We start from the raw sequence: 12518 nt of genomic DNA, 5'->3' as shown, positions 1-12518 counted from the left end.
AGGAGAATAACATCCATGACTTTAGCTCAAAAACGTTCTACAAGCCCTAAATTTGATAACAGCTTTTTATCAAGTTTGCAAAAAAAATTTCCTGAACTTGTTCCGCCAGCTATTGCCCTCCTGATCTTCTTAACTATTTGGCAATTATTCTCTTGGACTCCAGGGGCAACACTACCAGGTCCAATAAAGGTTATTCAAGACACCTGGATCTTAATTTTGTATCCCTTCTATGATAAGGGTGGCACTGACAAAGGGCTGTTTTGGCAAATTTGGGCTAGTTTACAACGGGTTGCTATTAGCTATACATTAGCGGCAATTGTCGGTATTGGCTTGGGCGTTTTGATTGGTGTCAATAAAACCATGTCCAAGGCTTTAGATCCCCTATTTCAATTACTCAGAACCGTACCACCTTTAGCTTGGGTGCCTATTTCTTTGGCAGCTTTGCGCCAAAACGAACCAGCAGCATTATTTGTAATTTTCATTACTGCAATTTGGCCAATTCTCATTAACACCGCAGTGGGTGTAACACAAATTCCCCAAGATTACAACAACGTTGCTAAAGTTCTGCAACTTTCCAAAAAAGAATACTTTTTTAACATTCTTATTCCCTCAGCACTACCCTACATTTTTACTGGTTTAAGAATTGCCATTGGTTTGGCTTGGTTGGCAATTATCGCCGCAGAAATCGTTATGTCCGGGATTGTAGGAATTGGCTTTTTTATCTGGGATGCCTATCAAAATAACAACGTCAGCGAAGTTATTTTGGCTCTAGTTTATATCGGTGTTGTTGGTCTAATTTTAGATAAACTCATGGCTGCACTACAAAACAGGATTCTTCCCTCAGAACAAAAATAGAGATTTGGTAATAGGTAATAGGTAAGAAAGTTACCAGCCACAAATTACTAATTACCCATTACTAATCACCAATTTCCAATCACCAATTACTAATCACCAATCATCAAATAATATGTCTATATTTGTTGGCGTTGATCAAATTGATAAAGTTTTTGAATTAACTGGTGGCGGTCAATATATTGCCCTCAAAGGTATTGATCTCCAAATTAAAAAAGGCGAATTTGTTTCTTTAATTGGTCACTCCGGTTGCGGAAAATCCACGCTTTTAAACATGATTGCCGGTTTGGATTTACCAACAGAAGGTTTGGTGACTTTGGAAGGACAAAGAATCAGCAAACCCGGGCCTGATAGAATGGTGGTGTTTCAAAATTATTCTCTCTTACCTTGGCGAACAGTCAGAGAAAATATTGCCTTAGCGGTAGATTCAGTCTTAAATGGGATGCCGGCAGCAGAACGTAAAGCCATAATCGAAAGACATATAGATATGGTAGGTTTACGTCCCCATGCAGACAAACAACCAGGGATGTTATCTGGTGGACAAAAACAACGGGTAGCGATCGCTCGCGCTTTGGCAATTCGTCCTAAACTATTACTACTAGACGAACCTTTTGGTGCTTTAGATGCACTTACTCGCGGTAATTTGCAAGAACAATTAATGAAAATCTGCGAAGAAAACGAAGTTACCGCTGTTATGGTGACACATGACGTAGACGAAGCCGTTTTGTTATCTGACAGAATTGTCATGTTAACTAACGGGCCCGAATCTAAAATTGGTGACATTTTAGAAGTAGATATTCCCAGACCCCGCAAACGCATGGAAGTAGTAAAACATCCTAGTTACTACACCTTGCGGAGTGAAATGATTTACTTCCTCAACCAACAAAAACGCGTCAAGAAAATTCGAGCCAGAAAAACCGCTGCGGTTGTTCGTCATGGGTTAGAAAAAGTTAATTTAGAGATTGGCTTCTTACCCCTCACTGCTTGCGCGCCCCTAGCAATAGCCAAAGAAAAAGGCTTTTTTATTAAACATGGTTTAGATGAAGTTAATTTAGTCCGGGAAAGTAGTTGGCGGGGAATTGTAGATGGGATGACAGGCGGTTATTTAGATGCCGCACAAATGCCATCAGGAATGCCAATGTGGTTAAGTTTGGGAGGGAATAAAAACGAACCCTTACCCGTTGTCACAGCCCTGACCATGACCCGCAACGGTAACGCCATTACCTTAGCTAAACGCTTTTATGATCAAGGTGTACACAGTTTATCCGACTTCAAAAATTACCTTCTCAAGACCCGCGAACAACAACACAGAATGGGTGTAGTCCATCCTGCATCCATGCACAACTTACTGCTACGTTATTGGTTAGCAGCCGGTGGAATTGATCCTGATGTTGATGTGGATATGAAAAATATCCCCCCTGCCCAGATGGTAGTAGACTTAAAAAGCGCAACCATTGACGGTTACTGCGTCGGTGAACCTTGGAATTATCGCGCTGCGGTAGAAGGTTCAGGCTTTACCATTGCGACTGATTTAGAAGTTTGGTTAGGACATCCCGGTAAAGTTTTGGGAGTGCGAGAAGATTGGGCAGAAACTTATCCTAATACCCATATTGCCTTAACCAAAGCCTTACTAGAAGCTTGCCAATATTGTGCAGATCCTGCCAACGCCCAAGAAGTTCGCCAAATTTTAGCAAGTCGGGAATATGTCAGCACAGATATTGACTATATCCAAATTGAAGATGTCAATGGTGCAAGCTGTGACTTAGACCATCCCATGCGGGAATATGCCCATCACCAATTTTATTCCGAGTCTGCAATTAATCGCCCCAGTCGGACAGAACAAATTTGGATTATGACTCAATTGGCGCGTTGGGGTGATACTCCCTTCCCCAGAAATTGGGTAGAAATTGTCGAACGAGTTTGTCGAGTGCGTGTTTTCAGTACAGCAGCTAGAGAACTGGGTTTAGATATTAGTTACACCCGTCAACCGATTCAATTATTTGATGGTAAACCCTTCAACGCCGATGACCCCATTAGCTATCTCAACGGCTTAGAAATTAAACGCGATTTTTCTATTGCTGAAGTTGTTCTAGATGCACCCAGACGAACAGCAGCTTAAAACAAACCTTCTTTCTCGTTTCCATACTCTGTATGGGAATGAATTATGGAAGGCTCTGCCTTCAACGATACCAGAAGCAGAGCCTCGTGAGAGCATTCCCAGTCTGAGACTGGGAACGAGATAACAAGATATTAAAAAATTCAAAACTTAAAATTTAAAATGCAAAACCGTAACTTGAGAACCACCAACACCGCTACCAGCACAATCAGCCGTCAATCTTTCCTAGAAATTAAGGAAGTTTGCAAAGTTTATCCCACCAAAAATGGACCATTTACCGTCCTTGATGGTGTTAACCTCAACGTTGAACAAGGTGAATTTCTTTGCGTTATCGGCCACTCTGGTTGTGGAAAGTCCACGCTGTTAAATATGGTTTCTGGCTTTAACTTTCCCACCACCGGACAAGTGCTGTTAGAAGGACAACCAATTACCAAGCCTGGTCCAGACAGAATGGTGGTTTTCCAAAACTATGCGTTATTACCTTGGAGAACGGCTTTTGAAAATATTTATCTGGCTGTAAATGCAGTTTACCCTACCAAACCAGAAGCGGAAAAACGGGCTATTGTCCGAGACCATTTGGCAATGGTGGGTTTAGGTGACGCTATGGAAAAGAAACCCATGCAAATGTCTGGGGGGATGAGACAACGGGTTTCTATCGCCCGTGCTTTGGCTATTCGTCCCAAGGTGTTGATTTTAGATGAACCTTTTGGCGCTTTGGATGCTATCACGAAGGAAGAATTACAGGAAGAGTTGCTAAAAATCTGGAATGATAACCGCTGTACGGTGTTGATGATTACCCATGATATTGATGAGGCGCTGTTTTTGGCTGATAAATTGGTAATGATGACCAATGGACCTCATGCCAAAATTGGGGAAGTGATGGAAATTCCATTTGGTAGGCCACGGGATAGAGCCAGAATTATGGAAGATCCCCAATATTATCAACTCCGTAACTATGCGTTAGACTTCCTGTTTAATCGCTTTGCCCATGATGATGTAGGTTAGCAAAAAATTGGGCGAACTATAGTTCGCCTATATACCTTTAAATAGCCTAAACTATGTAGTCTCTAGTAGTAACTGGTGATGCACATTATGCCTTTTATTTCCTATTCCCTGATGAATAAATAATAGCTACCATAGACAAAATATTATACATTGACAATTACAGGCAATTTTTTGATGACATATAAGTTATTCCTTATATGAGGTATCTAATATTTATTTAATAATTCGTGTCTTTGGGTTAATTTTTTAGACCTTAAAGGCGGTATATTATTTTTAATCAAACAGTTGATCCCCGGTTTCAACTGCAAAAATCAAACTGGGTAGATAGTTCTGCATGATTGTGTTTCAGGGTAACTAAGATTACTCCTTGAGTAGAACCTTAATGCACAGTCCATGTAAATTGTCAAACATAATCACAAATCAGCAAGATGTTTTATGCTTGCTGTTTTTTGTACTGAGGAAACAGTTAAGCACTACTTGAGGAGCATTTACAAATGTATTTTGAGAAAAATGTTTTAATCACACTAAAATGCTAAGAGCCAATCTTTAGCTTAAGATTAATATATTCATCTGACCAACATAAATCTGCAAAGGCTGTTAATCAATGAGATTTATTTGTAATTTTAACAGCTTCAATTTTTCGGCTTGTGTCAGCAAAAGTTAGCTAATACCAACTATTTTCGCATACAAATAAGCTGGGTATCTAAATTTTGGATTTGGACCCAAGATTATTACTGCCAAATTAACATGGTTGCATTATTGTTGACCAAGTAAATTTATTGACAGATGAAGACAGGTATTGTGCTTAGGTTTAATGGGTGAAACGCCTCACTCTTACTTACTTTCTTTAGCTCTTTAAAGTTCATTTAGTTCATTTATTGTAATACTCCTCATTAGAGGAGTCACAAGGAGGTATTCGTGGATTTTCTGTCCTTATTTATCACGGACTTTATTGCCCAGTTGCAGTCCCCAACACTGGCCTTTTTGATTGGTGGGATGATCATTGCTGCCCTTGGTAGTGAATTGGTAATTCCAGAGTCAATTTGTACGATCATCGTCTTCATGCTGCTGACCAAAATCGGTCTAACCGGTGGAATTGCGATCCGTAATTCCAACCTAGCGGACATGATTTTACCCGCATTGTTTGCTGTAATCACAGGTATTGGGGTTGTATTCGTCGCCCGTTATACATTGGCCAAGCTGCCTAAGGTCAGAACTGTGGATGCGATCGCTACTGGGGGGTTGTTTGGAGCCGTGAGTGGTTCTACCATGGCCGCCGGACTAACGGTACTGGAAGAACAAAAAATTCCATTTGAAGCATGGACTGGCGCACTCTATCCCTTTATGGATATCCCCGCACTCGTAACTGCGATTGTGGTAGCTAAATATTTACCTAAACAAGAAGAAACTTAAAGAATCAGCCGACTCTGCCATGCAGGAGTCTTTTAGTAAGCAGCCCGTTGCGGCAGGCGATTATCCCAGCACCCGGCAGGAGTATCTCAGCCAGCAGAAAGATCCTGGTGATAATCGGGTCAAGATATGGCCGATCATCGAGGAAAGCCTCCGGGGTCCTGCTTTATCAGCAATGTTGTTAGGCCTCGCTCTTGGACTGTTCACTCAGCCGGAAAGTGTCTATAAAAGCTTCTACGATCCCGCCTTTCGCGGCTTGCTTTCGATCTTGATGCTGGTCATGGGTATGGAAGCTTGGTCAAGAATTGGCGAACTGCGTAAGGTAGCTCAATGGTACGTCGTGTATAGTGTAATAGCACCGTTTATACACGGCTTAATTGCGTTCGGTTTAGGCATGATTGCCCACTACACCACGGGATTCAGCATGGGCGGTGTCGTCGTCCTGGCTGTCATCGCTTCCTCTAGTTCAGACATCTCAGGTCCTCCCACATTGCGAGCCGGTATCCCGTCGGCTAATCCATCCGCCTATATAGGCGCGTCTACAGCCGTCGGTACGCCCATTGCAATCGGCTTGTGTATACCGTTCTTTATCGGGCTTGCCCAGGCGATAGGCGGCTAATCCCAGACGGGTCGCGGTCTGTTGGCGCTCCCTTGACCCGGCAGACTAAGCAACTCAGTATATAATATAAATTTACGTAAGTAAGGAGGTAAGCAATATGTCCAAGCGTGCCAACAAGCTCGTCATAGTCACGGAAAAGGTTCTGCTGAAAAAGGTCGCCAAGATCATTGATGAATGCGGGGCGACTGGTTATACGGTGGTGGATACTGGCGGTAAAGGCAGTCGCAACGTGCGCTCTACGGGTAAACCCAACACTGCTGACACCGATTCAAATGTAAAGTTCGAGGTACTCACCGAAAATCGGGAGATGGCCGAGAATATTGCGGATCAGGTCGCAATGAAGTTTTTTACCGATTATGCGGGCATTATCTATATCTGTGAAGCAGAGGTACTGTACGGAAGACATTTCTGCGGGCCAGACGGCTGTTGAGTCGAAGATCTTTGGTGTTTCCAAAGCGATTTCTCGTGAACATAATGCGATCAAAGATTGTGATGTCGTTGTTCTTGACTTAGGTGATGTACCGATGATGGGTGTTACAGCTTCATTAACTATAGAGAGTGCAATTAGAGAAGCTTGTGAAAAAGGTCGTCAAGTTAAAATTGTTGGTGCAACTGGCAAGATTAAGAAACGGTTGGAAAGTTTGGGAGTTTTGAGTTTGCTACCTCCCCATCACCTGATGGTAGACCGTAAGGAAGCACTGACACAAGCAGTAGCTTTAGTTGACAGTTTGGCTAGTCAAATAAATACACCTGTTGTCTAAATTCTAGTATCATTAATCAAAAACAATAATCCTCAATTTTGTCATGCAAAGTTGGGGTTTATTTATTTTCAATAACAAGGAATCCATTTACGGCTGCTAAAGCTAAACTAGATACAGCAGGAGTCACTCGATTTTGGATTGACGATTTTTCCGTCCTGAAGAACCCAGACCTATACCAAATTTTTTTAATCTAAAATCTAAAATCTAAAATCTAAAATTCCCGGTCAGGAGTCAGGAGTAAAACTGGCTTTGTATATAGGTTTCAATTTAGATTCTGTACCTCATTGATCTGCAATCTGCTGTAATTCCTAACTTGTTCGGAAATTAAATTATAGTCTCACCAAGCTTTGAGACTACAATTCAAGCAAGGTCGAAACACATGGAGAATACTGACATCTAAACTACAAAAGGTAAGCCCCATGAATCCCCGCGCACTACTATTAGTAAATCGTCATGCCCGCCAAGGACAACAAGGTTTATTGGAGGCTATTCATTGTCTGGAAATGCTTGGTTTTCATCTGATTCAAGAGTCCACAGAAAATCCCAAACATTTGGGTGATGTGATCCGTCGCTACCAAAAAGAAATTGATTTGGTAATTGTGGGTGGTGGTGATGGGACTCTTAATGCTGCTGTAGATGCTATAGTTGATACTCAATTACCTTTGGGTATTTTGCCTTTGGGAACTGCTAATGATTTAGCCAGGACTTTGGGTATTCCCAATACTTTACCAGAAGCTTGTCAAATTATTGCTGCTGGAAATTTACGACGCATTGATTTGGGCTGGGTAAATGGTAAATATTTTTTTAACGTTGCTAGTCTGGGTTTGAGTGTAAAAATTACTCAAAAATTAACCAGAGAAGTAAAACGTCGTTGGGGAATATTTGCTTACGCAGCTACTGCATTACAGGTACTTTGGAAATCTCGTCCTTTTAGAGCAGAAATTCGTACCAATGACCAATCCTTTGTCGTCAAAACTGTACAAATCGCTGTGGGAAATGGGCGGTATTATGGTGGTGGCATGGCTGTATTTCACGATGCTACAATAGATGATCAAAGGCTGGATCTTTATAGTCTAGAAATTAGCCATTGGTGGCAAATCATACCCTTACTCCCAGCCATGCGCCAAGGCAGACATATACATTGGCGGGAAGTCCGCGCTATGCAAGGACAGGAAATTGAAGTATATACTCGCAGAGCTTATCCTATTAATACAGATGGAGAAATCACTACTTATACTCCGGCTGTATTCCGTGTCATACCCAGGGCTATAGGTGTTTTAGTGCCACCAGTGTAATGTTGTAAAGTGGTAATTCTGGAAAATCCCATGAAAATACATTTGAGATTTTCTCAAGAGATTAAGTTTTTACTGCAACGTTTAACCAAACAGCCGCTAACTCTGGGTGATGTTCTAGCGGAAACTTCAGAACGGGGTTTTAGTTTGGTGATCGCATTATTGGTTTTACCATTTTTGTTCCCCATGCCACCTGGGTTAACAGGTCCGTTTGGGGTTGCTTGTTTACTGTTGTCTTTACAAATGCTTTTGGGCAAGCGATCGCCTTGGCTACCCAAAAAAATCGCTACTTATGAATTTCCTCGCCCCTTTGCTGAGGTGATCTTACAAAACCTGCGACGAGTAACCAGATTATTGGAAAAAATCACCCGTCCCCGCTTGACGAAAATAGCTTCTCATGCTCTGACTTGGCGATGCAATGGGCTTTGTATCTCTTGGTTAACAATATTACTAATTTCACCAGTCCCTTTTACCAATCCTATCCCCACCATTGGTATTTTGCTTTTTGCCGTTGCCAGTATTGAATCTGACGGCTTGCTGATATGCTTTTGCTATGTAATTACAGTCTTGATTACCTTCTTATTTGCGTTTATTGGTTATGCAGTCTGGTCAGCCCCCAATTTACTCTCATAAGACCTCGCGGTAAGTGGGAAACGCAGCGAGAATTAGACTCTGGGTAACTCCCTAATCTAATTCTGTCAGCAGAATCTCAGCGGCTTTAGCCCTGAGAGTGTCAATATTCAAAATTTAGGGAAATCTAAAATTTTTCCAAAAAAATATCCCATTCCTCTGCGAGATCCTCTATAATGAAATACCCAGCCTAAAAAGCTGAGGGTTAACAGCTAGTTAGTGTTTTTTGTATCGGAGATGAATCAGTGAAGGTCAAGTTACCATCTCTTGATTCGTCCTAATTCTCACTCAATCCAGATAAAGTTCTATTTGCTAGAGAACTTTTTTACTCACAAAAATACACAATTAAGCAATTAAACAGTGCTAAAATAAAACCCCCAGCCACAGGCTGAGGGTAATGATCTAAATTAAGGTGCATCTACTATTTTCTTATCCGTCTCGGTTCTGGCTATATCCGGAAAGTTTCGGTTATGCAAATATTTTTTTGTATATAATCGAAAAATGTTTTAATGAAACCCCCAGTTCCACCTGAGGGCAGTTAATCAATTAAGGTTTATATATTTCCGCCTGGGTGTCTGTTAAATCAGGAAGAATTTATTTATTAATAGCGATCGCTTTTTTGGAAATAATCTCTAAGAGGATGTTTGAAAAGTTTTTGGCGAATATAATATGGCTGATGCCTCCGGCACGCTACCGCGAACGCCACGCTGGCGCGAACACTACTACACAAACTAAGTCCACCTCCGTGGACTAATGAAAAATAAAGGTTTTGAACCCACGCAGGTGGGTTTTGTCTGTGTAGGCGCGATTTCTAATCGCTCACGGTAGCATGAATTTAGACTTTTCAAACACCCTCTAAGCGATTAGCGGTGTTTAACTGGCTTCTACAGGTATGTGGCAGCTGTCGGTCTACTTTTCCAGTTCCTGCTTCTTTAGCTGACTGGATGCAAAAATGCCATGTCTAGGACTAAACAACAAAGCTAAGACAAATAAACCCGACACTACCAACACAATCGCCGGTCCAGAAGGTAAATTATAAAAATAGCTGAGATACATTCCGCTAATACTAGAAATTACACCAATCACCGCCCCTAAAATCATCACTTCATGTAAGCGTTTTACCAATAAATATGCAGTTGCTCCGGGGGTAATTAAAAGTGATAATACTAAAATCACTCCTACAGCTTTCATGCTGGCAACAATTGTTAAAGCAATCAACAACATTAAGCCAAAGTTTAACCGATTGACTGGTAAACCTGCAGCTTGTGCGCCTAATGGATCAAAGGTGTAAAATAACAGTTCTTTGTATAATAAAAAAACGATTATTAAAACTATAGCAGCAATAATTGCAGTGTCCCGCACTTCGTCAGCAGTTACGCCGAGAATGTTACCAAAAAGAAAGTGATTGAGGTCGATTTTATTATCTTTTTGAATAACTGTAATTAGAGTGACACCAAGGGCAAAAAAGGCAGAGAATACTATCCCCATTGCTGCATCTTCTTTGATGGGGGAACGGGTTTTAATAAATGCTATGGCTATGGTACTCAAGATCCCGGCAATAAAAGCCCCAACAAAAATATTAGCGCCGATCATGAAGGCTATAGCCAGTCCTGGTAATACGGAATGGCTAATAGCATCACCTAGTAATGCTAGGCGTTGTACCATTAAGTAGCTGCCTACTACGGCGCACAATAAGCCTACTAATATGGCGATGATTAAGGAACGTTGCATGAAGCCATATTGCAATGGTTCAATTAGTTGATTAAGCATAGGGGACTAGGGACTGGGGACTGGGGACTGGGGACTGGGGACTGGGGACTGGGGAGGAGATTTTTCTTTCCCTATTGCTTCCAATAACTAATGACTAATGACTAATGACTAATTACTAAGCCGCAAAGTACATAACTTTTCCTCCGTAAGCACGATGCAGGTTTTTTTCTATAAGGACTTGTTGCCGGGAACCTGTGGCTATTAGTTCACAATTGAGTAAAATTAAATCATCGAAATGAGCGATTGATTCGCCTAAGTCGTGATTAACTATTAAGACAATTTTTTTGGCCGCCGCTAGTTCGTGGAAGACTTCAAAAATTATTGTTTGGGTTTTTTGATCTATTCCTACAAAGGGTTCGTCAAAACAGAAAATGTCTGCTTGGTGGGTTAACGCACGGGCTAAAAATACTCTCTGTTGTTGTCCTCCAGAAAGTTCTCCAATGGGGCGATCGCTATATTCTCTCATACCTACTCGTTCTAAGGCCTCTTTTGCTATTTGGCGGCTAACTGTGGAGAAACTACGCAACCAACCTGTTTTTTTTACACGCCCCATCATCACTACATCCCAAACTGTGGCTGGGTAATTCCAGTCAATTTGGCTTCTTTGTGGCACATAGGCAACTTTTTCTAGTTGCTGCATTAAAGGTTTATTCTCGTATAAGACATTACCACTAGTCAAAGGGACTAATCCCAAAATGGCTTTCATTAGTGTACTTTTACCAGCACCATTGGGTCCAAAAATTCCCGTTAGTCTTCCTGGTTTAATTATGCAGTTCACATCCCGCAAAGCTTCTTGTGTGCGATAGTGTACGCCTAAATGGGAGATGCTAATGGCTGCTGAGGAATTCATATCAATAGATATTCTCGCTTGTGCAGGTATCTTCTGTGCATATTTACGTAATAGACTAGGTTTTTGGTAGAAAGAAATATTTTGCATACCCGTAGTTAAAATATCGATTCTTTGAGCTTACTATAAAAATGAGAAAATAATGAAAAAATCTATAATTTGACGTAATCTTTCGGATACATGAAACTAATATTTGGTATCAATAGGTAGCAATGAGATGAAGAAAACCAAGATTTGTCGGTTGTGTCTGGGAATATTTTTACCTTTGGCTTTATTTGCTTGTACTCCTCCAGAGCCTCAACCCCAGGGAAATGGGAAGCCGCAAGTTGTAGCAACTAGCACTATTATTGCTGATTTAGCCCAAGAGGTTGGTGGAGAAGAAATTAATTTAAATGGAATTCTCCAACCTGGTGCAGATCCTCACGTTTATGAACCTGTACCCGCAGATAGTCGAGTTTTGGAAACAGCAGATTTAATTTTATATAACGGTTACAACTTGGAACCGGGTCTTATTAAGTTAATGAATGCTACTGGAGGGAAGGCGCGAAATTTAGCGGTGGGGGAAGTCGTCAAACCTTTAAAGTTAGAAAAAAGTAAAGGGCAAATTGTCCCAGATCCTCACGTTTGGGGAAGTGCGGAAAATGCTATATCTATGGTAAATACAATTAGAGATTCATTAATTGAGTTATCACCAGAAGACAAAGATAAATTTAATCAAAATGCCGCAGAACTGACAAAGGAATTACAGCAATTAAATATCTGGATTAAACAACAAATTCAAACTATTCCTCCAGATAAACGCAAACTGATCACTACCCATGATGCTTTTCAATATTATGCTAATGCCTATGGGATGGAAATTTCCGGAACTTTAATTGGGATTAGCACTGAAGAACAACCAAGCGCCCAAACTGTGAAACAATTAGTTGATGCAATTAAGAAAATAGGTGTCCCGGCAATCTTTGCTGAAACTACAATTAATCCAGCTTTAATTAAAACTGTTGCCCAAGAAGCTGGGGTGAAACTCTCACCAGATCCACTTTACTCGGATTCTATTGGTGCAAAGGGAAGTGCTGGAGATACTTACATGAAAATGATGGAAGCAAACACACGCTCTATTGTTGAAGCTTTAGGTGGGAGATATACACCTTTTCAACCTCAGAAGTAAAGTTCATCCTCAAACTCTCTCCTAAGAAAGAACTACTTACGCCTTTGA

General features: G+C 41.1%; 9 protein-coding genes and 2 pseudogenes. 9 read left to right on the top strand and 2 right to left on the bottom strand.

Annotated features, from left to right (window positions below):
• The first annotated feature begins 15 nt into the window (after positions 1-15).
• The 8 genes and pseudogenes from ntrB (at position 16) to H6G06_RS11000 (ending at position 8688) form a co-directional block, all read left to right on the top strand.
• Complete coding sequence (gene ntrB / locus H6G06_RS11035) at positions 16-855, top strand: nitrate ABC transporter permease (RefSeq protein ID WP_190559994.1); 840 nt, start codon at positions 16-18, stop codon at positions 853-855.
• Between the two features lie 112 nt (positions 856-967).
• Positions 968-2971, top strand: coding sequence for an ABC transporter ATP-binding/substrate-binding protein (locus H6G06_RS11030; RefSeq protein WP_190559992.1), 2004 nt, complete (start codon positions 968-970; stop codon positions 2969-2971).
• Between the two features lie 159 nt (positions 2972-3130).
• Positions 3131-3973 carry a nitrate ABC transporter ATP-binding protein gene (locus tag H6G06_RS11025; RefSeq protein ID WP_190559990.1) on the top strand — a complete coding sequence of 281 codons (843 nt, stop codon included), beginning with the start codon at positions 3131-3133 and terminating at the stop codon, positions 3971-3973.
• A gap of 918 nt (positions 3974-4891) precedes the next feature.
• A pseudogene (locus H6G06_RS11020) lies at positions 4892-6002 on the top strand (sodium-dependent bicarbonate transport family permease).
• A gap of 97 nt (positions 6003-6099) precedes the next feature.
• Positions 6100-6432: a P-II family nitrogen regulator gene (locus tag H6G06_RS11015; RefSeq protein WP_190559988.1), complete on the top strand. Its 333-nt coding sequence runs from the start codon at positions 6100-6102 to the stop codon at positions 6430-6432.
• Between the two features lie 7 nt (positions 6433-6439).
• A pseudogene (locus H6G06_RS11010) lies at positions 6440-6763 on the top strand (STAS domain-containing protein); the annotation flags it as partial.
• Positions 6764-7182: 419 nt separating this feature from the next.
• Complete coding sequence (locus H6G06_RS11005; RefSeq protein ID WP_190559986.1) at positions 7183-8058, top strand: lipid kinase; 876 nt, start codon at positions 7183-7185, stop codon at positions 8056-8058.
• Between the two features lie 30 nt (positions 8059-8088).
• Positions 8089-8688: an exopolysaccharide biosynthesis protein gene (locus H6G06_RS11000; protein ID WP_190559984.1), complete on the top strand. Its 600-nt coding sequence runs from the start codon at positions 8089-8091 to the stop codon at positions 8686-8688.
• Positions 8689-9594: 906 nt separating this feature from the next.
• On the opposite strand, the gene H6G06_RS10995 is transcribed toward H6G06_RS11000, so the two are convergent.
• Complete coding sequence (locus H6G06_RS10995) at positions 9595-10455, bottom strand: metal ABC transporter permease (protein ID WP_190559982.1); 861 nt, start codon at positions 10453-10455, stop codon at positions 9595-9597.
• A 115-nt stretch (positions 10456-10570) separates the two neighbouring features.
• Entirely contained in the window at positions 10571-11392 is an 822-nt protein-coding gene (locus tag H6G06_RS10990) for a metal ABC transporter ATP-binding protein (RefSeq protein ID WP_190559980.1), read from the bottom strand.
• A gap of 127 nt (positions 11393-11519) precedes the next feature.
• Between H6G06_RS10990 and H6G06_RS10985 the strand changes: the two genes are divergently transcribed.
• Positions 11520-12470: a metal ABC transporter substrate-binding protein gene (locus H6G06_RS10985; protein ID WP_190559978.1), complete on the top strand. Its 951-nt coding sequence runs from the start codon at positions 11520-11522 to the stop codon at positions 12468-12470.
• Positions 12471-12518 lie beyond the last annotated feature (48 nt).

This window comes from Anabaena sphaerica FACHB-251 (assembly GCF_014696825.1).
Taxonomy (GTDB): Bacteria; Cyanobacteriota; Cyanobacteriia; order Cyanobacteriales; family Nostocaceae; genus RDYJ01.
This window is presented reverse-complemented; position numbering and strand designations above follow the sequence as displayed.